The following is a 25441-nucleotide window of genomic DNA, read 5'->3' as shown; positions in this document are numbered from 1 at the left end:
ATATCAGGCCGGGTTCTCCGCGTCCGCGGCCTCGACTTCCTCGCGGGTGATACCGAGCAGGTACAGGATCGTGTCCAGGTAGGGGACGCTCAGATGCGTGTCGGCGGCCGCGCGGACGACCGGCTTGGCGTTGAAGGCGACACCCAGGCCGGCGGCGGCCAGCATGTCCAGATCGTTGGCGCCGTCACCGATCGCGACCGTCTGCGACAGCGGCGTCCCGGAGCGTGCGGCGAACTGCTTCAGCGCGACCGCCTTGCCCGGCCGGTCGACGATCTCGCCGGTGACGCGACCGGTCAGCCGGCCGTCGACGATCTCCAGGTCGTTGGCCTTCGCGTAGTCGATCCCGAGGTCCGCGGCCAGCTTGTCGGTGATCTGGCTGAACCCGCCGCTGACGATCGCGAACTGGTACCCGAGCCGCTTCAGCGTCCGCACCATGGTGCGCGCACCGGGCGCCAGTTCGATCGCGGCGTACACCTCGTCGAGGGCGGTCGCGGGCAGTCCCTCGAGGGCGGCGACGCGGTTCCGCAGCGACTCGGCGAAGTCCAGCTCGCCGCGCATCGCCTGCTCGGTGACCGCGGCCACCTCGGCGAGCCGGCCCGCGTGCGCGGCCAGCATCTCGATCACCTCGCCCTGGATCAGGGTCGAGTCGACGTCCATCACGATCAACCGCTTGGCCCGCCGGTACAGGCCGCCGTCCTGGACGGCGATGTCGAGGCCCTGCCGGACACCTTCCTGCGCGAGCACGGTCCGCAACGTCTCCGGGTCGGTGCCGGAGACGGCGAACTCCATCGCGGTCACCGGGTAGCGTGCCATCCGGCTGATCCGGTCGATGTTCGCGCCGGTGTCGGCGATCCGGCCGGCCACCGCGGCCAGCCCGGCGGCGGACAGCGGACGCCCGATCACGGTCACCTGGCTGCGGCCCTTGCGCCGCGGCTCGTTGTCGCCGACACCTTTCTTGACCGCGATGTCGACGTCCAGAACGGTGGCGAGCTCCTTGAGTTCGTCCTTCAGCGCCTTGTGGTCGCGCGGCGCGGACACCAGCACGCCGAGAATCAGCCGGCCGCGGAGCACGACCTGCTCGGCGTCGATCACCTCGACCCCGCGGGTCGCGAGCGTGGACAGGACCGCGGACGTCAGGCCGGGCCGGTCGGATCCGGTCAACGTCACCAGCAACGTCGGCCGTCCGGCCGCCGCCGTCTCGAATTCACTGAGCTCAGTCATCGCACCCCGAACGCTACCCAACCCGTCCTTGCCATCATGCGCCGGTTTACAAGGTGGACGGCGCTACAGGCTGGACGGCGGGGCGCAGGCCGCGACCAGTGCTCGGCGGGCCGCGGCCGCGAGGGCGAGCAAGGTACGCCGCCGCGCATCGGCCTCGGCACCCGTCACAGCCGCGCCGTCGTCCGCCAGCGCCGCGTCCGCGATCGCCAGACAGCGCCGGGCCGTGGCCGCGGTCTTCACGGCGCGCGGTTCGTACCCCGGTGCCAGGTCGTCGCCCTTGCCGCGACCGATCTTGCGGATGTCGATGAGCGCGTCCGCGACCTCCGGATTCCACCGCGCGACATCCAGATCCGCCAGCGATTCGGCCGCGTCGATCAGCGCCAGCCGCAGACCGCGATCCGCCTCACCGAAATCGGCCGGCAGCGGCGACGTCGCCGGCAGCACAGTCCATTGCACGGCGGGACCGACGTACGACGGGACCAGCCCGAGCTCCGGCCCGGTGAGCAGGACGGCCTCGCCGCTTTCGAGTGCTGCCTCGTTGAACGTCGGCGGTCCGGCCAGGCCGATCGGATCACCCGGAACAGGGAGCGCGAGATGGGCCTGCTTGGTGCCCGCGGCGCGCAGCAGGTTCAGCGCGACCGGGAGGGTGGCGGGCTCGGGATGTCCCGCCACTCCGACCACGTGGTGACCGACGTCGTCGCCGAGAATCTTCAGCGCGGCGGTGTCGGGATCGCAGGCACCGGTGAGCATCGCGTTGGTCCAGACCGTGAACCGGACCGAGGCGGAGGTCGTCAACACGCCCGCAAGTCTCTCACCACCCGGCGACATCACAGCGAGGCCGACCCCTTAGGTTTTGAGCATGACTGCAGTGGTGGAGCTGGCCGGGGTGACGATCGTCCGCGGTGGGTCGCGGCTGATCGACGGGATCGACTGGACGATCGACGAGGCCGACCGGTGGGTGGTGATCGGCCCGAACGGCGCCGGCAAGACGACCCTGCTGCAGGTTCTCGCGGCACAACTGCACCCGACCTCCGGTGTCGCCGGTCTGCTCGGTGAGGTGCTCGGCGCGGTCGACGTCTTCGAGTTGCGCCCGCGGATCGGCCTCACCAGCGCGGCGCTCGCAGACAAACTCCCGAAGAGCGAGCGGGTCTCCGACGTCGTCGTGTCCGCGTCGTACGCCGTCCTCGGCCGCTGGATCGAGCAGTACGACGACCTCGACAACCAGCGCGCCGCCGCCCTGCTCGGCGAACTCGGGATCGCGCACCTGGCCGACCGGACGTTCGGCACGCTGTCGGAAGGGGAGCGCAAGCGGGTCCAGATCGCCCGCGCGCTGATGACCGACCCCGAGCTGATGCTGATGGACGAGCCCGCCGCCGGTCTCGACCTGAGCGGACGCGAGCAACTGATCCGGTCGCTCAGCTCGATCGCGACCGCCGACGGCGCACCGGCGATGGTGCTGGTCACCCACCACGTCGAGGAGATCCCACCCGGCTTCACCCACGCGCTGCTGCTGAAACAAGGCCGGGTCGTCGCCGCCGGTCCGATGGACGAGGCCCTCACCGCAGAGTCCCTCAGCGAAACCTTCGACCTCGCCCTCACCCTGAAGCAAGAGGACGGCCGCTACACCGCCCGCGCCCTCTGACCCACCCGTCGTACCGCGCACCGTCGTACCGCGCACCGTCGTACCGCGCACCGTCGTACCGCGCACCGTCGTACCGGCCGCACTGCCCGCTGCGCCTGACCTCACGCGGTGGGTTCACCCACCGTGTTGTGGGTTCCGTACTCGTCAGACGGGTCAGGAACCCACAACACGGTGGGTATACCCATCCAGTGTGAGCGGCGTGGGGCTGGGCCGCGCTTGCCGTACCGGCCGCACCGTCGTGCGCCTCACCCCGGCCGCACCGTCGTGCGCCTCACCCCGGCCGTACCGGCGTGCGCGTCACCCCGGCCGCACCGGCGCGCGCCTCACCCGGCCGTGCCGCCGCGCGCCTCACCCGGCCGTGCCGCCGCGCGCCTCACCCCGGCCGCACCGTCGCGCGTTCGCCCCGGCTGTACCGGCGCGCGCCTCACCCCGGCCGCACCGGCGCGCGTGTCGCGCCGGCTGTACCGGCGCGCGCGTCGTGAGTGGGTGCTGTCGCGCCTGACCGCACGCGGTGGGTTCACCCATCGTGTTGTGGGTTCCGCACTCGTCAGACGGGTCAGGAACCCACAACACGGTGGGTATACCCACCCAGCGGGAGCGGTGTGCGGGGCCCGGGAAGGCGCGGTGGCGGGGGCGGTCGGCCTGCTGTGTGGCCCTTGGGTCGGTAGGCTTGGGCAATGATGGATTGGCTGCGGGACAACATCTGGGTGGCGTGGTTGAGTATCGCTGCCGTCCTCGGTCTGGCCGAGCTCGCTTCGCTCGACTTCACGTTGCTGATGCTGGCCGCCGGTGCGCTCACCGCGGCCGGAGTGGCGGCGTTCTTCCCGGGTCTGCTCTGGTTGCAGATCGTCGTCGGCCTGATCACCGCGGCCGCGATGCTCGCCGCGATCCGGCCGATGATCGTCCGGAAGATCCATCACGGCCAGGAGCTGAAGACAGGTTCGGCGCATGTGATCGGCCGGACCGGCACGGTCGTCAAGGAGATCCATCCCGATGGCGTCGGTTCGATCCGTCTCGGCGGGGATCTGTGGACGGCGCGTCCGTACGACGAGGTGTCGACGATCCCGCCCGGCACGCGCGTCGAGGTGATGGGTGTCGACGGCGCGACCGCGATCGTGTACCCGATCGGCGAACCGCTGCATCATCAGCTGGACAAGGCCGAACCGCCGAAGGATCCGAACGACCCGCCCACGGTGTGACACCTGGTGGTCCCCTGGTCGCAGTAGGGTCGATGACAAGGACGGTCCGGGACGTCGGACGATCAGCACACCGGGGAACCGGGAGACCGGTCGGCGCGTCCCAGCGGAGACTGTCCGTCCTGAGCGTTCTGTCGAGTGGAGGGTCGAGTGACCGCGTTCCTCGTAGTGCTGGCATTGGTCGCCTTACTGGTGATCGTCACACTCATCAAGTCCGTCCGGGTGGTGCAGCAGCAGACCGTCGGCATCGTCGAACGGTTCGGTAAGTTCAAGACCGGCTTGCAGCCGGGCCTGAATCTGCTGACCCCGTTCGTCGACAAGGTCCGCTACACCATCGACATGCGCGAGCAGGTGGTCGCGTTCCCGCCGCAGGGCGTCATCACCGAGGACAACCTGATGGTGTCGATCGACTCGGTCATCTACTTCCAGGTGAACGACCCGGTGCGGGCGACGTACGAGATCTCCAACTACATCCAGGCGATCGAGCAGCTGACCATGACCACGCTGCGGAACATCATCGGTGGCATGGACCTGGAGCAGACGCTGACGTCGCGTGAGGAGATCAACGAGAAGCTGCGCTACGTGCTCGACGAGGCCACCGGCAAGTGGGGTATCCGGGTCAACCGGGTCGAGCTGCGCTCGATCGACCCGCCGCCGTCGATCCAGGACTCGATGGAGAAGCAGATGCGCGCCGACCGCGACAAGCGCGCCGCGATCCTCACCGCGGAAGGTATGCGGCAGTCCGCCGTACTGTCGGCCGAGGGTCAGAAGCAGTCCGCGATTCTCACCGCCGAAGGCGACAAGCAGTCCCGGATCCTGCGCGCCGAGGCCGAGCGGCAGGCCCGGATCCTCAAGGCCCAGGGTGAGGCGCAGGCCATCACCACGGTCTTCAACGCGATCCACGCCGGCAAGCCCGACCAGGGGCTGCTCGCGTACCAGTACCTGCAGATGCTGCCGTCGATCGCGCAGGGCGACGCGAACAAGCTCTGGATCGTGCCGAGCGAGATCGGCGACGCGCTCAAGGGCCTCGGCAGTGCGGTCGGCCAGGTGGCCGGTATCGCGCAACAGGCCGAGGGCAACTGGGAGGCACCGCAGATCGACGACACCGAGGTGGCCGAGCTCGCCGGTGCCGGCGCCGGTTCGGGTGCCGGTGGTGCGGCGGTCGCCGAGGCCGACAACGCGGTCCGCGAGGCGATTGCGGCGGCCGAGTCCGCCGCGGTGAGCAGCCGTAGTCAGTCCGCGGCCCCGAGCACGCCGTCGGTCCCGCCGCCGGCGCCGAGCCAGGAGCCCCCGTCGACGTCACCGTCGAACTCCCAGGCACCGTCGCAGGAGCCCCCGCAGCTCTGACCGCACGAACCAGCCGAAGAGCCCGTCCGGGACCTCCCGGGCGGGCTGTTCGCTGTCGCCGGGGGAGCGGCGTGTATACCTGGTATCCAGTGTTCAGTAGCCGGACAGTTCAGCGGAGCGTCGGTCAGGTGCGTAAAGTTCTTCAGCGATGACTTGGTACGAGGCGGTGTTCGTCCTGCTGGCGGGGATGGGCGCGGGAACGATCAATGCCGTGGTGGGGTCCGGAACACTGCTGACCTTCCCCGCGTTACTTGCCGTCGGCATCCCCCCGGTGCTGGCGAACGTCAGCAACACGGTCGGTCTGGCTCCCGGTACGGCGGCCGGCGCGATCGGTTACCGGCGTGAGCTCGAAGGCCAGCGCGGCCGGATGCTCCGGCTGATCCCGGCGTCGCTGGCGGGCGGCGTTCTCGGGGGCGTGTTGCTGCTCACGTTGCCGGACTCCGCGTTCCACGCTGTCGTACCGGTGCTGATCCTGCTCGGCTGTCTGCTGGTCGCGTTCCAGCCGTGGCTGTCGAAGTGGATCAGTACGCCGTCGCATCTGCATCGCGGCGCGTGGTGGGTGATTCCCGCGGTGTTCGCGACCGGCGTGTACGGCGGGTACTTCGGCGCGGCCCAAGGCGTGCTGCTGATGGCGATCCTCGGCCTCGGCCTGGACTCGAACCTGCAGCGGATGAACGGCCTGAAGAACGTCTTGTCGACGGTCGTGAACAGTGTCGCGGCGATCCTGTTCGTGATCGTGTCCGACGTCGACTGGCTCGCGGTGGTGTTGATCGCGGCCGGGTCGACGATGGGTGGATTCCTCGGCGCCCGCTACGGCCGGAGGCTGCCGCCGATGGCCCTGCGGGTGCTGATCGTCTGCATCGGCGTCCTCGCCATCGTCACGATGGTGTTCTGACCCGTTCGGTGGTCAGGTGGCCGGCCTTGAGTTGTAGTGCCGTGAGCAGGAGATCCAGGCCGTAGTCGAACTGCTCGTCGCCGCCGGTGGTCCGGGCGAGCTCGTGCGCCAGCGAGACGACGATCGGAAACTCCTGCGCCGACAGCGATTCCATCGACGCCCGGAGCTGTCGCCAGGCGTCGGGGTCGCGCCGCTCGGCCGCCATCTGGATCTCCCACGAGGTCGACCCCAGGACGTACGTGAACAAGGTGGTGTGTGTCCGGGCAGCGGTCTCCGCGTCGAACCCGGCGCCGCACAAGACACCGAGCAGACCTTCGGCGACCCGGGCCGACTCGTGCCCGCTCAACGGCCGGCTCGCCAGCAGATGCGCCAGGAACGGGTGCTGAAGCATCAGCGACCGCAACGACCGGCACACGGCGCGCGCCTGGTCCGGCCACGGCTCTCCCGTGGGCACCGGCGGGAGCAAGGACATCAGGTGATCGCGTACGGCGTCGTACAACTCGTCCTTGTTCCGGAAGTAGGTGTACAGCGCCATCGGGCCGACGCCGAGCTCGGCCGCGACCGCGCGGAGGCTGAACGCGCTGATGCCCTTCGACTCCATCAGAGCCATCGCCGTCCGCATGATCAGGTCGGCGCTCAAGGTGTTCCGCGGTGTCCGCGCCATGTGACCCAGCTCCCTCCCGCAGCCCTTCGGATGCCTATAACGTACAGCGTATAGTACGTTGTATGCGAGCGATACAGATCACCGAGTTCGGCGGTCCCGAGGTGCTCCGGGTCAGCGACGTTCCCGCGCCGGTGGCCGGCGACGGGCAGGTGCTGATCACGGTCGATCGGGCCGGCATCAACTACGCCGACACCCACCAGGTCGAGGACAGCTACCTGTCGAAGACCGAGCTGCCGCTGATCCCCGGCGCCGAGGTGGTCGGGCGGACCGCCGACGGCCGGCGGGTGGTTGCGTTGGTCGGTTCCGGTGGGTACGCCGAGCAGGCCGTCGCGCAGGCGCCGTACGCCTGGGATGTGCCGGACGGCGTGACCGATGGGCAGGCCCTCGCACTCGTTCTGCAGGGCACCACGGCGTGGCACCTGCTGAAGACCTCGACGCATCTGCAGCCAGAGGAGTCCGTCCTCGTGCACGCCGGTGCCGGCGGTGTCGGATCGCTGGCCGTCCAGCTCGCGAAGCGGTGGGGCGCCGGTCGGGTGATCGCGACCGCGTCCACCGACGAGAAGCGCCGGCAGGTGCTCGAACTCGGCGCCGACGCCGCGATCGACGGTACGCCGGAAGGCCTGAAGGACCGCATCATCGAGGCGAACGAGGGCCGCCGCGTCGACATCGTGCTGGAGATGGTCGGCGGCCCGACCTTCGACGAATCGTTCGCTGCGCTGGCCCGCTTCGGACGCCTGGTCACCTTCGGTGCCGCTTCCCGGCAGCAGGCCGCGGCGCTCGACCCGGGCCGGCTGATGAAGGGCTCGAAGACGGTCGCCGGCTTCTGGCTCGCCGACTGCTTCGCCGACCCCAAGCTGCTCGGCGGCCCGCTCGCCGAGTTGTTCGACCTGACCGCGGCCGGTGACCTCCGGCCGATCGTCGGCGGCGACTACCCGTTGTCCGCCGCGGCCACCGCCCACCAAGACCTGCGAGCCCGCCGTACCGTCGGCAAGCTCGTTCTCGATCCCTCCCACTAGGAGAACAGCATGACCATCGCAGTCGAAAAGGTTCTGTACACCGCTCACGCCACCGCGCACGGCGGCCGGGACGGCAAGGTTGCTTCCGACGACGGCAAGCTCGACGTGGTCGTCGCCCCGCCGGCCGAAATGGGCGGCAACGGCCAGGGCACCAACCCCGAGCAGCTGTTCGCGGCCGGTTACGCGGCCTGCTTCCAGAGCGCATTGCAGGTCGTCGCCCGGCGTGAGCGCGTCGACGTCAGCGGCTCGACCGTCACCGCCGAGGTCGGCATCGGCCCGGTCAACGGCGGTGCGGGCTACGGACTCGAGGTCGCCCTCGTGGTCAGCCTGCCCGGCGTCGACAACGCCGTCGCCGAGGACCTGGTCGCCAAGGCCCACCAGGTCTGCCCGTACTCCAACGCGACCCGCGGCAACATCAAGGTCGACCTCAAGATCGCCTGAACCACAACCCAGGCAGGGTCACATCCGCGCGAGGGCCTCCAGCAGGAGGCCCTCGGTAGCGGAGACCGGAGCCGCTGAGATCGTCAGGCCCTCCATGATCGCGACGTACTCGTCGACCTCTTCGACCTTGTCCAGGTAGACCGCGCTCGCCGCGTGCTCGATGTAGACGATGTCCGGCAGGTCGCCGTCGGCGAACCGCAGCAGGCTGAACGCGCCGCCCGCGCCCGGGTACCCGACGCTGCTGAACGGCATCACCTGGAGCGTGATGTTCGGCTGCTGCGACCACTTGAGCAGGTGCTCGATCTGCGCCCGCATCACGTCCTCGCCGCCGACCGGGCGGTGCAGCACCGACTCGTCGATCACGACCCACAGCCGGGCCGGGTTCGGCCGGGTGAGGATCTGCTGCCGGGTCACCCGGAACTCCACCCGCTGGTCGACCTCCTGATGCGGCAGGAACGACTTGCCCATCTGAACGACGGCGCGTGCGTACTCCTCGGTCTGCAGCAGGCCGGGGACGAACATCACCTCGTACGTCCGGATCAGCGTCGCGGCCACCTCGAGGCCGACGTAGTTCGCGAACCAGCTCGGCATCACGTCGCCGTACCGTGACCACCAGCCCGGGTTGTTCGCGGCCCGGGCCAGCTCCATCAGCCGGAACCGCTCGTGCTCGTCGGCCATCCCGTACAGGTCGAGCAGGTCGCTGACGTCCCGCTCCTTGAACCCGACCCGGCCGAGTTCCATCCGGCTGACCTTGGATTCCGAGGCGCGGATCTGCCAGCCCGCGTCGGCACGACTGATCCCGGCGGATTCGCGCATCCGCCGCAGTTGCCCACCGAGCATGATCCGGAGAGCGGTCGGACCACCGTCGCCGCCGCTCACCGTCTGCTCACTCACCCTGACCCACGCCCAGCCACGCACCCATTTCAGCGGGTGATGCTACCGGCTGTCTACAGGTATCGGCTGGTCGGTCGTCCGTCGGGCGAGTCGAGCGGCGCCCCGGCGGCGCAGATGTCTGACGAGGAAGCGAGCGTCGCGGTCCACACCCTGGATGCTGGCCGAGGCGATCGTGTACTGGAAGTCCAGCCCGAGGAACGCCAGCCCGGGAACGTCGGTGCTCACGCCGCGCTCGTGCCGCGGCCATCCGTGCTCGTCGAACACCGGCAGCTCGATCCAGCGGTGATCCGGGTCCGATCCGGTGCACCACACGACGGTCCCGATGCCGTCCAGAACTTTGCCGTCGGACGTGACCGGCTTGCCCTCGCGGACCTCGACGATGCGCTCGACGCGTTGGATCCCCGCCGCGTCCAGGTGCTCGAGCTTGTTGCGGGTCAACGGCAGCCCGTTGCGGACGGCGTTCGCGATCGCCTTCCGACCCATCGGCGTACCGCGGGTCAGCACGTACTTGAACAGGAACATCACGATCGGCGTCAGCAGGTGCCCGGCCCTGGAGTCGATGTCCACCGGTACCTGACCCGGATGCCGGCCCGCCAGCACGGTGCGATGCGTCTTCACGGCCTCCAGCGCGATGTCGGTACCGGAGTTGGCCGCACCAACGACCAGGACCGTGCCGTCCGCGAACTGCGACGGGTTGCGGTACTCCAGCGAGTGCAGCTGCCGGGTCGACGGATCGACCTCGGCCGCGAACGCCGGCCACCGCGGCACACTGTGCATCCCGGCCGCCACCACCACGTTGTCGGCCCGCCACGTGCCGCTCGTCGTCTCCACGAGGAACCCGTCGTCGTCACGCGTCAACCTCGTCACCCGGACGCCGGTGCGCACGGGCAACTGGTGATGGTCGACGTACTGCTCGAGGTAGTTGGCCATCTCGTCCCGGTTCGGGCAGTCCGCGGTGCCGATCCGCAACCCCGGCAGGCTCGCGTACCTCGGCAGACTGAACAGCCGCAGCGAGTCGTACCGCTTCCGCCAGCACTCCCCGACCCGGTCGTTGCCCTCGAGTACGACGAAATCGATGCGCGCGCGGCGCAGGTAGTACCCCATCGCCAGACCGGCCTGTCCCGCGCCGATCACCACAGTCCCCACTGTCTCCATGACCTCACGGTAGGTCGGGGAGTCGGGCCGCACATCAACCGATGACGCCAACCCCGGCCGCGCCGCATGGTCATTTCTACCCAACTGAGTCACCCGGTGAGGCCGTGCTCGTAGGCGTACGCCGTCGCGGCCGCGCGGGTGTTCACGCCGAGCTTCGCGAAGAGGTTGCTGACGTGCCGTGCCACGGTCCGCTCGCTGAGGAAGAGTTGGTCGGCGATCGCCCGGTTCGTCGCGCCGGTGGCGAGCAGACGCAGTACTTCAAGTTCGCGCGGACTCAGCCCCGCGCCGCGCTCCGGCTCCAGCGCGGCGAGATCGGCGACCGCCCCGAGCCGCTCGAAGACCGCCCGCGCACTGTCCAGCTCCATCTGCTCGGCGTCCACGTCACCGAGCAGTCGGCAGGCGCGGCCGACGAGCAGCCGGGTCCGGGCGCCCTCGTACGGCATCTCGAGTTGCTGCCACAGCGACCACGCGCGCCGCAGCGCGGGGATCGCCCCGCGCGGATCGTCGCACGCGATCCGCGCCGCGCCCTCCGAGTACGCCGCCAGCGCCTGCAGGTACGGCGAATCCGTCCGCGCCAGGTCATTCAACTGGGCGGCCGATTTGCGCGCTGTCTCGCGGTCTCCGGCGGCGATCGCCAGCTCGACCCGGGCCGCGAGCAGCATCGGCCGTCCGGGTGCGAACTCGTCCTCGGCGAGGGCGCGTTCGAGTCCGGCGACGGCCTGGTCCAGTCGGCCTTGCGCGGCGCGCAGGCGCGCGAGCCCGGGCTGTACGTCCACGCCGTCGGCGGCCGCCGCGAGATACGCGCGCTCCGCGGCTTCGTACTGCCCGCGCTGCCGTTCGACCTCGGCGAGCTGGTACCACGCCGCACCGACCGCGCCAGGTGCCAGGCGCCTGCACGCGTCCGTGGCCGCGTCGGCTGCGTCGGACCAGGCACCGCGCAGGTGCAGGATCTGTGCACGGTGCACCAGGCACGTCCCGCGGTACGGCACCAGGCCGGACTGCTGATCGCACCAGCCGGTCAACGCCTGCGTCCATTCCTGCGCGCGGCGGAAGTCGTACAGGTTCATGCACAGCGCGATCACCGCGCAGTACGCCATCCCGGCGACCTGCGGCTGGACCTCGCTCGCGGTGACATGCACCATCGCCTCGTCCAGCGCCTTCAGCGCCTCGTCACCACGGCCGAGCATGGCCAGGCAGTTGCCGCGGCCGAGCGCGGCCAGCACGATCGCGTCGGGCTCGGCGGCCCAGGCCATGTTCTGCTCGAACAGCGGCAGGGCAGCGGCCGCGTCGCCGGAGTTCATCAGCAGCGCCGCGTTCGCCATCGCGACCATCCCGGCCAGCTGCGGTACGTCGGCCGGCACCAACCGCTCGATCCGCGCTTGCCAGCCGGCCGCGCGGGCGAGCTCGCCGCGCTGTTGCAGATGGAACCCGAGCCAGAACCCGCTCTGGATCGCGGCCACCACGTCGCCGCCGGCGAGATGACCTTCGTAGGCCCGCTCGCGGTAGCCGACGACCTCCTCGTCGTGGCCGAGGACGAACGCGGCCACCGCGAGCCGGTCCAGCTCCGCGGGCGGCAGCGGCGAGCGGCGATCGGCCGCGGTCAGCGCGGCGTACTCGGCCGGCCAGTCACGGTGCTCCATCCACACCAGCCTCGTCGTTCAGCGGCTCAGTGTTGCGCGAGGTCCAGCACCGTTGCTGTGGGCAACTTCGCGAGCGCGGCGGCGTCGATCAGGATCTTCGAGCCGCGGATCCCGCTGCCGATCACCACCGGCCCGGCCTGGACGACCGCCTCGTCGATCAGCACTGGCCAGTCCGTGGGCAGCCCGATCGGCGTGATCCCGCCGTACTCCATGCCGGTCGAGCTGACCGCGTCGTCCTGCGCCGCGAACGAGATCTTCCGGACGCCGAGGTGCTTGCGGATCACGCCGTTCACGTCGGCGCGGTCGGTGGCCAGCACCAGGACCGCGGCGTACGACTGCTCGCCGGCGCGCTTGCCGAGGACGATCACGCAGTTCGCGGAGGCGGCCATCGGGACGTCGTACTCCGCGCAGAAGGCGGCGGTGTCGGCCAGCTCCGGGTCGATCGGGGCCGCGTACGCCGGCAGCTCGCCGAGCGCGTCCCGCACCGGCGCCGCCAGCAACTCCGGAACGTCACCGGCGGGCCGCCACTGCACCTTGCCGAGAACAGGAGCCGTCATCGGGCGGCCTCGACCAGGTCGGCGTACTCGGTGTGGCCGGCGAGGTAGTCCTGGTAGAACGGGCAGGCCGGCTTCACCCGGAGCCCGAGCGCGCGGGCGTCGTCCAGCGACTTGGCGGCGATCGTGCCGGCCACGCCGCGGCCGCGGAACTCCGGCAGCGTCTCGGCGTGGCGGAAGATGATGACGCCCGGCTGCAGACGGTAGTCGACGAAGCCCATCAGCGTGCCGTCGGCGTCGTGCGCCTCGTAGCGGCTGTGGTCCTTGGCGTCCACCACGGTGATGTCGTTCTCCATGCTCGCCACTCTAGCCGCCGGGCGATGACCCAGGGTTTGGAGTCCGTCGCTCACGGGGTACCGGCCATTCGGCTTCGCAACTGCACAGGTCGGGAGGAGCTGGGATGAGCGATCAGGCGTTGGAGCACGGCAAGGCGATACCAAGTCTGGTACCGGCCCGGATGGACCGGCTGCCGTGGACGAAGTTCCACTGGATGATCGTGGTCGGTCTCGGTGTCTCGTGGATCCTGGACGGTCTCGAAATCCAGCTGGTGTCGCTGGTCGGGAACGTGCTGAAGGAGACCGAGACCCTGGGTCTGACCACGGCCCAGGTCGGTCTGATGGGGTCAATCTACCTGGCCGGTGAGGTGGTCGGAGCGCTGTTCTTCGGCCGCCTGACCGACCGGCTCGGCCGCCGCAACCTGTTCATCGTCACGTTGCTGGTCTACCTGATCGCCTCCGGCGCGGCCGGTCTGTCGTGGAACCTCTACTCGCTGCTGTTCTTCCGGTTCGTGGCCGGCATGGGCATCGGCGGTGAGTACGCCGCGATCAACTCCGCGATCGACGAGCTGATCCCGTCGAAGTACCGCGGCCGCGTCGACATCGGCATCAACGGCACGTACTGGGGCGGCGCCCTGATCGGTTCCGCGGTCGGCCTGGTGCTGCTGAACACCGACATCGTCGCGATCGAGTGGGGCTGGCGGCTGTGCTTCCTGATGGGCCCGGTGCTGGGCCTGGCGATCATCTTCCTGCGCCGGCACATCCCGGAGAGCCCGCGCTGGCTGATGACGCACGGCCGGGTCGAGGAGGCCGAGCGGACCGTCGACGCGATCGAGGCCAAGGTCCGCGAGCAAGGCGGCGAGCTGCGTGCGGTCGGCGACGACGAGGCCATCGAGGTGGTCGACTACCCGCCGGTGACGTACCGCGAGATCGCCCGCGTGATGCTGCGTGACTACAAGAGCCGGTCGTTCCTCGGGTTCTCGATGATGGTCACCCAGGCGTTCCTCTACAACGCAATCTTCTTCACCTACGCGCTGGTGCTGAAGTCGTACTTCGGTCTCAGCGACTCCAGCGTCGCGCTGTACTTCTTCCCGTTCGCGATCGGCAACCTGGCCGGGCCGCTGCTGCTCGGGCATCTGTTCGACACCATCGGCCGCCGGAAGATGATTTTGAGTACGTACGGGTTGTCGGCCATCGTGCTGTTCATCACCGCGCTGCTGTTCAACGCCGGCGTGCTGAGTGCCGCGACGCTGACCGGCCTGTGGTGCGTGGTGTTCTTCTTCGCCTCGGCCGGTGCGTCGTCGGCGTACCTGACGGTGAGCGAGATCTTCCCGATCGAGCTGCGCGGCCAGGCGATCTCGTTCTTCTTCGCGATCTCGCAGCTGACCGGTGGTGTGGTGGCGCCGTTCCTGTTCGCGTCGCTGATCGGCGAGGGTGAGAACCCGGCGCGCGGGCCGCTCACGGTCGGGTACATCATCGGTGCGGCCGTGATGCTGGCCGGCGGTCTGATCGCCTGGTTCTTCGGCGTGGACGCCGAGGGCCAGTCGCTGGAGAACATCGCCAAGCCGTTGTCGGCCACGTCCCGGGCAGGCGGCACCCGGTTCCAGGGTGCGACGCCGCGGCTGCCGAGCACCGACGCGCAGGGGCGCCGGATCACCCCGGTGAAGCCGGAGCCGGAGCAAGGGCAGCCACCGCAGGACGAACCCTAGGCCGGTCGCGCAAGACTGTCGGTGCAGGACTGTCGGTGCAGTTCTGTCGGTAGGCCCACCTAGGATCGCTGCGTGGGCTCACTGCTGATCGCCGGGACGACGTCGGACGCGGGGAAGACGACCGTCGTCACCGGGCTGTGCCGATGGTTGGCGCGGCAGGGCGTGCGGGTGGCGCCGTTCAAGGCGCAGAACATGTCGAACAACTCGATGGTCTGCGCGGACGGCACCGAGATCGGCCGCGCGCAGTGGATCCAGGCGGTGGCCGCCCGGGCCGAGCCCGAGGCCGCGATGAACCCGGTGCTGCTCAAGCCGGGCGGCGACCGTCGCAGTCACGTGGTCCTGATGGGCGAGCCGTGGGGTGAGCTGTCGTCGCGCGGTTTCCTGACCGAGCGGGCCGAGCTGGCGAAGGCGGCCTTCGCGGCGTACGACGACCTCGCGGCGCGGTACGACGTGGTGATCAGCGAAGGCGCCGGCAGCCCGACCGAGATCAACCTGCGGCAGTCGGACTACGTGAACATGGGGCTCGCGCAGCACGCGCGGACGCCCGTGGTGGTGGTCGGTGACATCGACCGCGGGGGAGTGTTCGCGTCGATGTTCGGCACGGTCGCGTTGCTCGACGCGGCCGACCAGGCGCTGATCAGCGGCTTCCTGGTGAACAAGTTCCGCGGCGACGTCTCGTTGCTGCAGCCCGGCATCGACATGCTGACGTCGGTCACCGGGCGGCCGACGTACGGCGTGCTGCCCTGGCTGCCCGAGCTCTGGCTGGACTCCGAGGACGCGCTCGACATTCCGGTCCGGCGCGCCGCGCCGGCCGACCTGCTGACGATCGCGGTGGTGCGGTTCCCGCGGATCAGCAACTTCACCGATCTGGACGCGCTGGCGGTCGAGCCGACCAACAGCGTGTTCTTCACCACGAGCGCGACCGAGATCCGCGATGCCGACCTCGTCGTCCTACCCGGCTCGCGGGCGACCATTTCCGACCTGGACTGGCTGCGGGCGAACGGACTGGCCGATGCCGTGGCGGCACGGGTGGCCGCCGGCCGGCCGGTGCTCGGAATCTGCGGCGGCTACCAGGCACTGGGCACGCTGGTCCGCGACCCGGAAGGTGTCGAGGCCCGCGGTGAGCACCCCGGTCTCGGGTTGTTGCCGGTGACAACGACCTTCGCGCGCGAGAAGGTGCTCGCGCGACCGGCGCCGACGGCGTACGAGATCCACCACGGCGTGGTCGACGTGACCGGCGCCGCGGATCCGTTCCCGGGCGGCTGCCGGTCCGGTGCCGTCTGGGGCACGATCTGGCACGGGCTGCTGGACGACGACGGCGCGCGGCACAAGTTCCTGCGCGAGGTGGCCGCTCTGACCGGCAAGCCGGCGCCGGACGGTTCGGTGTCGTTCGCGGCGCAGCGCGAGGCGCGGCTGGACCGCCTGGCCGACATGATCGACGAGTATGCCGACACCGGCGCGCTCCTGCGCCTGATCGAAGCCGGCGCACCCGCCGTACCGTTCGTACCCCCGGGAGCTCCATGAAGACCGTGCTGCAGGACTACCTCCAGGACACGCGGGCGCTGATGCTCGCCAAGCTCGACGGCCTGAGCGAGTACGACCGGCGGCGCCCGCTGGTGCCCTCCGGGACGAACCTGCTCGGCCTGGTGAAGCACCTGACCGGCGTCGAGTACGTCTACCTCGGCACCAGCGTCGGCAGGCCGCCGGCCGAGCAGTTGCCGTGGGAGGCCGACGGGTCCGTGTGGGAGGGCGCCGATCTGTGGGTGAAGCCGGACGAGTCGACCGAGTACATCACCGGCCTGTACAAGGAGGCTTGCGCACACAGCGACGCGTCGATCGCGCACTTCGAGCTCGATCACCCCGCCGAGGTGCCGCATTGGTCCGAGGACAAGCGCCGTACGACGTTCGGCGCGCTGCTGATCCGCGTGGTCGACGAGACCGCGCACCACGCCGGCCATGCCGACATCATCCGGGAGCTGATCGACGGGCAGGGCGGCAAGGACGCCGACCTGTTCGACGAGGCCGGCTGGTCCGAGTACTACGCCACCGTGCAGCGGGCGGCCGAGGCCTTTCGCGAGTGACCCGTCGACGACTTCGAGCGGTTGCGGGGCTCTCGTGCTCGGCGGGTGGCTGACGCTTGCTCCGAGGGGGTACGCCTCGACCGCTTGCTCGCATCGCCGGTCGCGCCCGCCTGACCTATGGTGCTTGACGATTGTGACAGTAGAACTGTCACAATAGGTCGATGGGTCCACTCGAGGGCGTGAAAGTGGTCGAGCTGGCCGGGCTCGGTCCGGCGCCGTTCGCGTGCATGCTGCTCGCCGAGCTCGGTGCCGAGGTGCTCCGGATCGACCGGCCGGGCGGTGCGTTGTCGATGGGACCGCCGGAGCTGGACCTGGTCGCCCGTGGCCGTCGGAGTGCGGCCCTGGACCTCAAACAGCCGGCCGCGGTCGACGTCGTACGTCGGTTGGTTGCGCAGGCCGACGTACTGGTCGAAGGGTTCCGGCCCGGTGTCGCCGAGCGGCTCGGGCTGGGGCCGACGGATTGTCATGCGATCAACCCGCGGCTGGTCTATGGGCGGATGACGGGATGGGGACAGGACGGCCCGCTCGCGCAGACCGCCGGCCACGACATCGACTACCTCGCCGTGTCCGGTGCGCTGCATCTGATCGGCCGGGCCGGCGGGCCGCCGCAGGTCCCGGCCAACCTGCTCGGTGATTTCGCGAGCGGTTCGCTGTACCTCGTGATCGGTGTCCTCGCGGCGCTGAACGAGGCGCAGCGCAGCCGCCGCGGCCAGGTGGTGGACGCCGCAATCGTGGACGGCGCCGCGCACCTGACCACGATGCTGCTCGGCGCCCTCGCGGCCGGCACGTGGCGGCAGGAGCGGGGGACGAATCTGCTCGACACCGGCGCGCCGTTCTACGACGTGTACGAGACCGCCGACGGCAAGCACGTCGCGGTCGGTGCGCTCGAACCGCAGTTCTACGAGGAACTCGTGGAGAAGCTCGGCGTCGACGCGCCGGACCGCAACGACCTGGCGAACTGGCCTGCACTCCGCAAGCTGTTCGCGGAGACCTTCCGGCAGCGGACCCAGGCGCAGTGGGCAGCGGCCTTCGACGGCTCCGACGCCTGTGTCGCGCCGGTGCTGCCGCTCGCGAACGACCATCCGCACCTGATGGCCCGGGGCACGTTCGTGGAGCATCACGGCGTCCGGCAGGCGGCACCCGCGCCACGCTTCGACCGGACATCCACCAGCCTGGGCCGGCCGCCCGCACGGCCGGGGGAGCACACCCGGGAGGCGCTGACCGACTGGGGCATCACCGATATCGACAGCCTGCTGGCCTCGGGGGCCGCCGTGCAGGCCAAGGATTGAAAGGACCCACGTGCATCGCAGACTCTTCGAGGCCGATCACGCCGCCTTCCGCGAGACCGTCCGGTCGTTCTGCGAGAAGGAGATCGTGCCGCACCACGACCGCTGGGAGGAGGACGGCATCGTGCCGCGCGAGCTCTGGACCGCGGCGGGCAGCGCGGGCCTGCTCGGCTTCATGATGCCGACCGAGTACGGCGGTGGGGGCGCGCGGGACTTCCGGTTCAACGCGGTGCTCAGCGAGGAGCTGACCAGGGTCCGGGCCAGCGGGGTCGGCTTCGCCATCCAGACCGACATCAACTCGGCGTACCTGCTCGACTGCGCGACGCCGGAACAGAAGGCCCGCTGGCTGCCGGGGTTCTGTTCGGGGGAGACGATCACCGCGATCGCGATGACCGAGCCCGGTGCGGGCAGTGACCTGCAGGGGATGCGGACGACCGCGCTGCGCAACGGCGACCACTACGTACTGAACGGGCAGAAGACGTTCATCTCCAACGGCATCCTCGCCGACCTGGTGATCGTGGCCGCCAAGACCGATCCGGACGCCGGCGCGCAAGGGATCTCGCTGCTCGTGGTCGAGCGCGGGATGCCTGGTTTCGAGCGCGGACGGAACCTGGAGAAGATCGGGCTGAAGGCCCAGGACACCGCCGAGTTGTTCTTCGACAACGTCGAGGTCCCGGTGCGCAATCTGCTCGGTGAGGAAGGGCAGGGTTTCCGGTACCTGATGGAGAAACTGCCCCAGGAGCGGCTGGCGATCGCGGTGGCCGCCGCGGCCGCGTGCGAGAGCATGCTCGACGAGACGCTGCGCTATGTGAAGGACCGGACGGCGTTCGGCCGACCGATCGGCTCGTTCCAGAACAGCCGGTTCGTGCTGGCCGAGATCGCCACCGAGACGCAGATCGCCCGGGTGTTCGTGGACCGCTGCATGGAGGAGCTGAACGCGGGCACTTTGACCGTGGCCGAGGCCGCGATGGCGAAGTGGTGGACCACCGAGCTGCAGAAGAAGGTCGTCGACCGTTGCCTGCAATTGCACGGCGGTTACGGGTTCATGGCCGAGTACCCGATCGCCAGGGCCTACCTGGACACGCGGGTCCAGACCATCTACGGCGGCACCACCGAAATCATGAAAGAAATCATCGGTCGCACGATGGGTGTCTGACCGTCAGGGCGTCAGCGTGAGGCGGCCCTCGACGACCTCGGTGGCGACGTCGGTCAGCCGGCGGTTGTTGGCGCGCGCGTACTTCCGCAGGATGTCGAACGCCATGTCCACGTCGAGCGACAGGCTGTGGCTGAGATAGCCCTTGGCCTGCTCGATCAGGATCCGGCTGTTCAGCGCCGTCTGCAGCTGCTCGGTGACGGTCTCGTGCCGCTCCAGCGTCCGCTGGTGGACGATGCCGATCGTCGCCGCGTCGGCCAGCGCCTGTGCGAGCAGGACAGTGTCCTCGTCCAGTGGACCGGACCGGCTGCTGAACAGGTTGACGGCGCCGAGCGTGCTGTCGCGCAGCCGCATCGGGATCGCATGGACCGCCAGATAGCCGGCCTCCAGTGCGGCTGCCGTGAACCGCGGCCAGGGCGCACTCTCGGCCCGCAGGTCGGCGTACTGCACGGGCCGGCCGGTGGTGAACGCGTCGAGACAGGGGCCTTCGAGGTTCTGCAGCTGGCCGAGCTCGACCATCCGGGCCTGGGCGCTGGAGGCCGCGACGAGGTTGAGTGCGCCCAGGTGGTCGACGAGCAGGATGCCGCAGGCCGACACGTCGAGCAGTTCGTTGCAGCGCGTCGCGAGCCGATCCAGGAACTCGATGATGTCGAAGTCGTCGACCAGAGTGTCCGACAACTCGATGAACACCTCACGGACTCGTCGGTCAGATGCACTCATGAGTCCTCCTGCGGATCCGCATGCTGGGTGTCAGTGTCCTTCGTTCCGGGGACAGCATGGTCGGACTCGAACAGGAGCCGGCGCGCCATCACCGCGGCGGCCACCTCCTGCAGAGACAGGCCACTGCTGTAGGCATGTGCCCGCAGCCGGGCGAGTGCATCGGTGACGCTGGTGCCGAGCTGCGCGGCGACCGCGCCGGTAGCCTGGTGTACTTCGGCGCGCCGGGCGCTGAACGCCGCCTCGACGAGCTCCTCGGGGCTGCTGTCCGCGCCGACGCGTTCGTCGAGCGCGAGCACGAGGACGGCGTCGGTGTACACCAATGCGTCCTGCAGCTGGTCCGCCGACAGCGGTTCGCGCTCGCGGCGGTACACGGTGAGAACGCCGATGCGGGCCGCGCCGATCCCGATCGGGAAGGCGAAGGCGCCGCCGATGTCACGGTCCGTGGCGGCCGCGGCGAACGCGGGCCAGCGGCGCCCGGCCGCGAGGCCGGCGAGATCGGATTCCAGGACCGGGATGCCGTCCCGGAGCGCGTCCCCGCTCGGCCCTTCACCGAGCGCGAACTGCGCGTCCTCCAGTTCGGTGGCTTCCGGGCTGCTCGCGATCAGCGGCTCCCAGGAGTTGTCGCGCGCCATGGCGAAGGTGACCCCGCGGCCGACAGTACGCGCGCACAGGCCCGCACCGCGTCCAGCAGCGTCGGATGCGAACCGGCAGCGTGTGCGGAGGCCTTGATCGACCCCCACACCCGTGCACTGCGATCCAGATCCACGCATTCCGTCCAGGTTCGTACCGCCGCCGAGTGAGTACACCACTCTAGCGGCCGGGCGACCATCGGATTGCTCATGGGCACAGGTGTCAAGGGAGGGTTCGGCCGGCCCGTCCTACGTTCGTCGTACGCAGCGGCCGCGCCTCCGGTACCCAATCGCCGACCGCTCAATCACCCAGCTCGACCACTCAGCTCGATCACCCAGCTCGATCACCCAGCTCGACCACAATGCTCGACCACACTGCTCGACCACACAGCGGGCCGGCGCCGTACGATGCGATGGTCAGTCCGGTGCGGAGCGGTGGGAGATCCGGCCCGCCGAGGGAGGGGTCGGCATGAACATCGTGTCGCCAGGATTCTCAGGCCGTCGTGGCGGCGGTGCGGACCTGCCGCCGGGGCAGTACCTGACGCGGGACTTCCCGGTGCTGTCGGCCGGGCCGACGCCGCACATCCTGACCGATCACTGGGAGTTCACGGTCACCACGGAGACCGGTGAGAAGTACAAGTGGGACTGGGCTGCGCTGATGGCGCTGCCGGCCGAGGAGATCACCAAGGACATCCACTGTGTGACCCGGTGGTCCAAACTGCAGACGTCCTGGAAGGGCGTGTCCCTCGACACGCTGCTGGCCGACGTCGAGACCGGCGCCGACTACGCGATGGCGCACAGCTACGGCGGCTACACCACGAACGTGCCGCTCGAGGACCTGCTCGACGGCCGGTCCTGGATCGCGTACGAGTACGACGGCGAACCGCTCGACCCCGAGCACGGGGGTCCGGCGCGGCTGCTCGTCCCACACCTGTACTTCTGGAAGAGCGCCAAGTGGGTGCGCGGTCTGGTGCTGTCCGACACCGAGGACCTCGGTTTCTGGGAGACCGCCGGCTATCACGAGTACGGAGACCCATGGAAAGAACAGCGATACGCCGGCGACTGAGGTGGCAGGTCGCCACGGTCACCGAGGTACGGCGGGAGACCGAGAGCGCCCGCACCCTCGTGCTCGACGTCCCGGACTGGCCGGGGCACCTCGCGGGGCAGCATCTCGACGTCCGGCTGACCGCCCCGGACGGGTACCGCGCGTCCCGGTCGTACTCGATCGCCTCGGCCTGGACAGGGCCGACGGGGTCGACAGGCTCGTCGGGGTCGACGATCGAGCTCACCGTGGAGCGGGTCGTCGACGGTGAGGTGTCGCCGTACCTCGTCGACGTGCTGAAGGCCGGCGACCCGCTGGAGATCCGCGGGCCGGTCGGCGGCTGGTTCGTGTGGAAGCCCGGCCAGGAAGGGCCGGTGCAGCTGATCGGCGGGGGATCGGGCGTCGTGCCGCTGCGGGCGATGCTGCAGGCGGCGGCCGGCTCCGGGACCCCGATGCGGTTGCTGTACTCGGTGCGGCGTCCGGAGACGGTGATCTACGTGCAGGACCTGAAGCAGCTGGCCGCGTCCGACGACGTCGACGTCCGGCTGGTGTACACCCGCGAGGCGCCGCCCGGTGAGCCGCGGGTCGGGCGGATCGACGCCGAGCTGATCGAGCAGTACGCGTTCAAACCCGGGGACGGCGCGACGACCTACGTCTGCGGCCCGACACCGTTCGTGGAGACGGTGGCCAATCTGCTGGTCGCGGCCGGGCACGACCCGGCCGACGTGAGAACGGAGCGGTTCGGATGACCCAAGCCAACTACCTCGACGGCAACGCGGCCGCCGGCGCCCTCAGCGAAGTGTTCGCCGTCGACCTCACCTCGGCCGTCGGCCGCTGCGACGGCTGCGGCCAGACCGCGGTGTTCGCCGAGGCTCGCCTGTATGTCGACGCGCCCGGAATGGTTGCCCGCTGCAACGGCTGCGAGTCGGTCCTGCTCCGGGTCGTGACCACCCCCGACGACACCTACCTGGACCTCCGCGGCCTCACGTACCTCCGCATCCCGAAGGCCTGACCGAACCCTCCGACTGCTGCGCGGATCCTCGACGCCCCAGCTCCGCGTCGATGGCTTGAACAGGAACTGGTGCGGTTGGACCCGTTATTACCTGTTCAAGGCCCCCGCCGCGCGGACAAGCCCCCGCCTTGTGGCACATGCCCGCCTTCTGGCACACGCCGGTCTTGTGGCACGCGCCGGCCTCTCACCCCAAACACCTCCCGGGGGCTTGAACAGGAACCTGTGCGCTTGCACCCGTTATTACCTGTTCAAGGCCCCCGCCGCGCGGACAAGCCCCCACTTTCTGGCACACACCCGCCTTCTGGCACACCCGCCGTCTGTCGCACGTTCGCCTGCCACCCTGGACACCTCCCGGGGGATTGAACAGGAACCGGTGCGGTTGGACCCGTTATTACCTGTTCAAGGCCCCCGCCGCGCGGGCAAGCCCCCGCCTTCTGGCACACACCCGCCTTCTGGCACACACCCGCCTTCTGGCACACACCCGCCGTCTGGCACACGCCGGTCTTGTGGCACGGGCCGGCCTCTCACCCCAAACACCTCCCGAGGGGCTTGAACAGGAACTGGTGCGGTTGGACCCGTTATTACCTGTTCAAGGCCCCCGCCGCGCGGACGCACCCCCGACTGCTGGCACACGCGAGGTTCTCTGGCGGATGCCGCGCGTCCGCGGCGGGACGCGGTGCGTCGACGAAGATGGGGACATCCGGTGACGTTGGGGGAGCGCGGCCGACGGCCCGGGAGCTCTACGCCGACGACAGGGCGGGTGTGGTCGGCCGGTGAAGTGGACTGGTTGGCCGGTGAGCCGTTCTACTTCTTGCGGATCGGGCGGGGGCGGCTGTTGCGGTTGCCTTGGCGGCGGATCGTGTCTCGCTGTGTCTCGCCGACGGCGCGCTCGTAGGCGAGTACCAGCCCTTGAATCGTGACCGGCTTGAATCGTTCGACCAGTTCCTGGATGTGCTCGGGTGGGCCGCCGGACTCGCGGTAGTGCGGCCAGACCTTGGTCCGGAACACCTCGGTGAGTTCCTCGGCGATTGCTCGGCCGTGCTCGGTGAAGATCCGGCCGGCGTCCAGCACGGCTTCGACCGGGAGGTCCAGGTCGAGCAGTTCGACGCCGAGGCTGAGATGGGCGGTCGCGACCCGGAACACGTCCTCGTCGGGCGTCGGCTCGACCACGCCGAGCGCGACCAGCATCTCGATGTCGTCGTCGCTCAGGTCCCGTCCAGTTCGGCGGACCAGCGCCGCCCGGTCCAGTGTCTCGGGCAGATCGCGCATCCACGGTGTCAGCAGGGTCCGGTGCAGGGCGATGTCCTGCGGGGTTGCGTCCGACGGGATCCGCTCGAGGTACCCCTCGATCGCCTGCAGCGTGAACCCGTGCGCCTGCAGTTCGCGCACCAGGTCCAGCCGGGCAATGTGCTCCGGACCGTAATACCCGACCCGGCCGCGCCGGATCGGCGGCGGGATGAGGCCCCGACCGGCATAGAAGCGCAGCGTGCGCACCGTCATCCCGACCCGCGCCGACAGTTCGTCCACTGTCAGCGTCGCGTCGTCCCCCGCGAGCTCGGACATGGCCGAGATCATAACGAGTCGCCCTTGACCACCGTGACAGCACTACTGTCACAATCGGCGGTATGACGGTTCTCCGGGAGGCCCCATGACCGACGCCTTTCTGTACGACGCGCTGCGCACGCCGCGCGGCAAGGGCAAGCCCACCGGCGCGCTGCACGAGGTGAAGCCGATCCAGTTGATCACCGGGCTGCTCACCGAACTGCGCCGCCGGCACCCTGACCTGGACCCGGCCGCGATCGACGACGTCGTGCTGGGCGTCGTCACGCCGATCGGCGACCAGGGTATGGACATCGCGCGCACCGCCGTACTGATGGCCGGCTATCCCGAGACGACCGGCGGCGTCCAGCTGAACCGCTTCTGCGCGTCGGGTCTGGAAGCTGTCAACCAGGCAGCGCAGCGGGTGCGGTCCGGTTGGGAGGACTTCATTCTGGCCGGTGGCGTCGAGTCGATGTCGCGCGTGCCGATGGGCTCGGACGGTGGGGCGTGGGCGATGGACCCGGAGACCGCGCTCGCGACCGGCTTCATTCCGCAAGGCATCAGCGCCGACCTGATCGCAACCCTTGACGGCTTCTCCCGGACCGACGTCGACGCGTACGCCGCCGAGTCGCACGCTCGCGCCGCGAAGGCCTGGGCGAACGGGTACTTCGGGCGCTCCGTCGTACCCGTGGTGGATCGCAACGGCCTGCTGATCCTGGACCACGACGAACTGGTTCGGCCCGGGACGTCGGTGGAGACGCTGGCCGGGCTGCCGTTGTCGTTCGCCGCGATCGGGGAGCACGGCGGGTTCGACGCGGTCGCGCTGGAGAAGTACCTGACCGTCGAACGGATCGAGCACGTGCACCACGCGGGCAACTCCTCCGGCATCGTCGACGGCGCCGCCCTGGTTGCTGTTGGCAACGAGAAGGCCGGGGAGGCGCTGGGTCAGGCGCCGCGCGGCCGGGTGGTCGCGACGGCCGTCAGCGGTGCCGATCCGACCATCATGCTCACCGGTCCGGCGCCGGCTGCCCGCAAGGCGCTCGCGAAGGCCGGGCTCGAGGTGAACGACATCGACCTGTTCGAGATGAACGAGGCGTTCGCCGCGGCGGTGCTGCACTTCATGAAGGACCTCGGCGTACCGCACGAGAAGGTGAACGTGAACGGCGGCGCGATCGCTCTCGGTCACCCGCTCGGCGCGACCGGCGCGATGCTGATCGGCACGCTGCTGGACGAGCTGGAGCGGCGTGAGCTCCGCTACGGCCTCGCGACCCTGTGCGTGGGCGGCGGAATGGGTGTCGCGACGATCATCGAGAGGCTGGCCTGATGAGCG

Annotated in this window: 26 protein-coding genes; 15 read left to right on the top strand and 11 right to left on the bottom strand. The window is 69.8% G+C overall.

The genetic code is table 11. From position 1 onward, the window contains the following. Positions 1-3: 3 nt before the first annotated feature. Positions 4-1221, bottom strand: coding sequence for a phosphoserine phosphatase SerB (serB, locus tag AB0B82_RS03940; RefSeq protein ID WP_360162180.1), 1218 nt, complete (start codon positions 1219-1221; stop codon positions 4-6). 63 nt (positions 1222-1284) lie between these two features. Then, on the bottom strand, positions 1285-2019 hold the full coding sequence (locus AB0B82_RS03935) for a hypothetical protein (RefSeq protein ID WP_360162178.1): 735 nt from the start codon (positions 2017-2019) through the stop codon (positions 1285-1287). A 61-nt stretch (positions 2020-2080) separates the two neighbouring features. Between AB0B82_RS03935 and AB0B82_RS03930 the strand changes: the two genes are divergently transcribed. The 4 genes from AB0B82_RS03930 to AB0B82_RS03915 all read left to right on the top strand — a co-directional run bounded on the left by AB0B82_RS03930 (position 2081) and on the right by AB0B82_RS03915 (position 6301). After that, entirely contained in the window at positions 2081-2863 is a 783-nt protein-coding gene (locus AB0B82_RS03930; protein ID WP_360162176.1) for an ABC transporter ATP-binding protein, read from the top strand. Between the two features lie 677 nt (positions 2864-3540). After that, positions 3541-4062: an NfeD family protein gene (locus AB0B82_RS03925; RefSeq protein WP_360162174.1), complete on the top strand. Its 522-nt coding sequence runs from the start codon at positions 3541-3543 to the stop codon at positions 4060-4062. Between the two features lie 147 nt (positions 4063-4209). Continuing rightward, the gene (locus AB0B82_RS03920) at positions 4210-5406 is read left to right on the top strand and encodes an SPFH domain-containing protein (protein ID WP_360162172.1); all 1197 of its coding nucleotides are present in this window, start codon (positions 4210-4212) and stop codon (positions 5404-5406) included. A gap of 148 nt (positions 5407-5554) precedes the next feature. Continuing rightward, the gene (locus AB0B82_RS03915) at positions 5555-6301 is read left to right on the top strand and encodes a sulfite exporter TauE/SafE family protein (RefSeq protein WP_360162170.1); all 747 of its coding nucleotides are present in this window, start codon (positions 5555-5557) and stop codon (positions 6299-6301) included. Here the strand turns inward: AB0B82_RS03915 and AB0B82_RS03910 are convergent. After that, positions 6285-6965 carry a TetR/AcrR family transcriptional regulator gene (locus tag AB0B82_RS03910; protein WP_360162168.1) on the bottom strand — a complete coding sequence of 227 codons (681 nt, stop codon included), beginning with the start codon at positions 6963-6965 and terminating at the stop codon, positions 6285-6287. The genes AB0B82_RS03915 and AB0B82_RS03910 overlap by 17 nt on opposite strands. Positions 6966-7027: 62 nt before the next feature. On the opposite strand from AB0B82_RS03910, the gene AB0B82_RS03905 reads away from it, so the two are divergent. Then, on the top strand, positions 7028-7981 hold the full coding sequence (locus tag AB0B82_RS03905; RefSeq protein WP_360162166.1) for a zinc-binding dehydrogenase: 954 nt from the start codon (positions 7028-7030) through the stop codon (positions 7979-7981). Between the two features lie 9 nt (positions 7982-7990). Further along, the gene (locus AB0B82_RS03900; RefSeq protein ID WP_360162164.1) at positions 7991-8422 is read left to right on the top strand and encodes an organic hydroperoxide resistance protein; all 432 of its coding nucleotides are present in this window, start codon (positions 7991-7993) and stop codon (positions 8420-8422) included. Positions 8423-8440: 18 nt separating this feature from the next. On the opposite strand, the gene AB0B82_RS03895 is transcribed toward AB0B82_RS03900, so the two are convergent. The 5 genes from AB0B82_RS03895 to AB0B82_RS03875 form a co-directional block, all read right to left on the bottom strand. Further along, positions 8441-9262, bottom strand: a complete 822-nt coding sequence (locus AB0B82_RS03895; RefSeq protein ID WP_360162308.1) for a helix-turn-helix transcriptional regulator — start codon at positions 9260-9262, stop codon at positions 8441-8443. Positions 9263-9358: 96 nt separating this feature from the next. Continuing rightward, positions 9359-10471 (bottom strand): NAD(P)/FAD-dependent oxidoreductase, encoded by a 1113-nt coding sequence (locus AB0B82_RS03890; RefSeq protein ID WP_360162162.1) that lies wholly within the window; start codon positions 10469-10471, stop codon positions 9359-9361. An 89-nt stretch (positions 10472-10560) separates the two neighbouring features. Then, positions 10561-12111: a LuxR C-terminal-related transcriptional regulator gene (locus AB0B82_RS03885; protein WP_360162160.1), complete on the bottom strand. Its 1551-nt coding sequence runs from the start codon at positions 12109-12111 to the stop codon at positions 10561-10563. A 26-nt stretch (positions 12112-12137) separates the two neighbouring features. Continuing rightward, positions 12138-12668 carry a YbaK/EbsC family protein gene (locus tag AB0B82_RS03880; RefSeq protein WP_360162158.1) on the bottom strand — a complete coding sequence of 177 codons (531 nt, stop codon included), beginning with the start codon at positions 12666-12668 and terminating at the stop codon, positions 12138-12140. Next, positions 12665-12961: a GNAT family N-acetyltransferase gene (locus tag AB0B82_RS03875; RefSeq protein WP_360162156.1), complete on the bottom strand. Its 297-nt coding sequence runs from the start codon at positions 12959-12961 to the stop codon at positions 12665-12667. Before AB0B82_RS03875 ends, AB0B82_RS03880 begins: the two co-directional genes overlap by 4 nt. A gap of 104 nt (positions 12962-13065) precedes the next feature. Between AB0B82_RS03875 and AB0B82_RS03870 the strand changes: the two genes are divergently transcribed. From AB0B82_RS03870 to AB0B82_RS03850, 5 genes are all read left to right on the top strand, one after another. Continuing rightward, the gene (locus AB0B82_RS03870; RefSeq protein ID WP_360162154.1) at positions 13066-14649 is read left to right on the top strand and encodes an MFS transporter; all 1584 of its coding nucleotides are present in this window, start codon (positions 13066-13068) and stop codon (positions 14647-14649) included. A 72-nt stretch (positions 14650-14721) separates the two neighbouring features. After that, entirely contained in the window at positions 14722-16173 is a 1452-nt protein-coding gene (locus tag AB0B82_RS03865; protein WP_360162152.1) for a cobyric acid synthase, read from the top strand. Beyond that, positions 16170-16730 (top strand): DinB family protein, encoded by a 561-nt coding sequence (locus tag AB0B82_RS03860; protein WP_360162150.1) that lies wholly within the window; start codon positions 16170-16172, stop codon positions 16728-16730. Before AB0B82_RS03865 ends, AB0B82_RS03860 begins: the two co-directional genes overlap by 4 nt. 161 nt (positions 16731-16891) lie before the next feature. Further along, entirely contained in the window at positions 16892-18019 is a 1128-nt protein-coding gene (locus AB0B82_RS03855) for a CaiB/BaiF CoA-transferase family protein (protein WP_360162148.1), read from the top strand. A 10-nt stretch (positions 18020-18029) separates the two neighbouring features. Continuing rightward, positions 18030-19172, top strand: coding sequence for an acyl-CoA dehydrogenase family protein (locus tag AB0B82_RS03850; RefSeq protein WP_360162146.1), 1143 nt, complete (start codon positions 18030-18032; stop codon positions 19170-19172). A gap of 3 nt (positions 19173-19175) precedes the next feature. On the opposite strand, the gene AB0B82_RS03845 is transcribed toward AB0B82_RS03850, so the two are convergent. Together AB0B82_RS03845 and AB0B82_RS03840 are read right to left on the bottom strand one after the other, a co-directional pair. Beyond that, positions 19176-19889, bottom strand: coding sequence for a GAF and ANTAR domain-containing protein (locus AB0B82_RS03845; protein WP_360162144.1), 714 nt, complete (start codon positions 19887-19889; stop codon positions 19176-19178). Continuing rightward, positions 19886-20521: a GAF and ANTAR domain-containing protein gene (locus AB0B82_RS03840; protein WP_360162142.1), complete on the bottom strand. Its 636-nt coding sequence runs from the start codon at positions 20519-20521 to the stop codon at positions 19886-19888. Before AB0B82_RS03840 ends, AB0B82_RS03845 begins: the two co-directional genes overlap by 4 nt. Positions 20522-20987: 466 nt before the next feature. On the opposite strand from AB0B82_RS03840, the gene AB0B82_RS03835 reads away from it, so the two are divergent. Genes AB0B82_RS03835 through AB0B82_RS03825 form a run of 3 tightly spaced genes read left to right on the top strand, consistent with a single transcriptional unit; the run spans position 20988 to position 22572 of the window. Next, the gene (locus AB0B82_RS03835; RefSeq protein WP_360162140.1) at positions 20988-21584 is read left to right on the top strand and encodes a sulfite oxidase-like oxidoreductase; all 597 of its coding nucleotides are present in this window, start codon (positions 20988-20990) and stop codon (positions 21582-21584) included. Further along, entirely contained in the window at positions 21554-22309 is a 756-nt protein-coding gene (locus AB0B82_RS03830; RefSeq protein ID WP_360162138.1) for a ferredoxin reductase, read from the top strand. Before AB0B82_RS03835 ends, AB0B82_RS03830 begins: the two co-directional genes overlap by 31 nt. Continuing rightward, the gene (locus tag AB0B82_RS03825) at positions 22306-22572 is read left to right on the top strand and encodes a DUF6510 family protein (protein WP_360162136.1); all 267 of its coding nucleotides are present in this window, start codon (positions 22306-22308) and stop codon (positions 22570-22572) included. Before AB0B82_RS03830 ends, AB0B82_RS03825 begins: the two co-directional genes overlap by 4 nt. Before the next feature lie 804 nt (positions 22573-23376). On the opposite strand, the gene AB0B82_RS03820 is transcribed toward AB0B82_RS03825, so the two are convergent. Further along, a complete protein-coding gene (locus tag AB0B82_RS03820) occupies positions 23377-24135 on the bottom strand; it encodes a MerR family transcriptional regulator (protein WP_360162134.1) in 759 nt (252 codons plus the stop codon). 85 nt (positions 24136-24220) lie between these two features. On the opposite strand from AB0B82_RS03820, the gene AB0B82_RS03815 reads away from it, so the two are divergent. After that, on the top strand, positions 24221-25435 hold the full coding sequence (locus AB0B82_RS03815; protein ID WP_360162132.1) for an acetyl-CoA C-acetyltransferase: 1215 nt from the start codon (positions 24221-24223) through the stop codon (positions 25433-25435). The last annotated feature ends 6 nt before the right edge of the window (positions 25436-25441 follow it).

It is taken from the genome of Kribbella sp. NPDC048915, assembly GCF_040649595.1.
Lineage (GTDB): Bacteria > Actinomycetota > Actinomycetes > Propionibacteriales > Kribbellaceae > Kribbella.
This window is presented reverse-complemented; position numbering and strand designations above follow the sequence as displayed.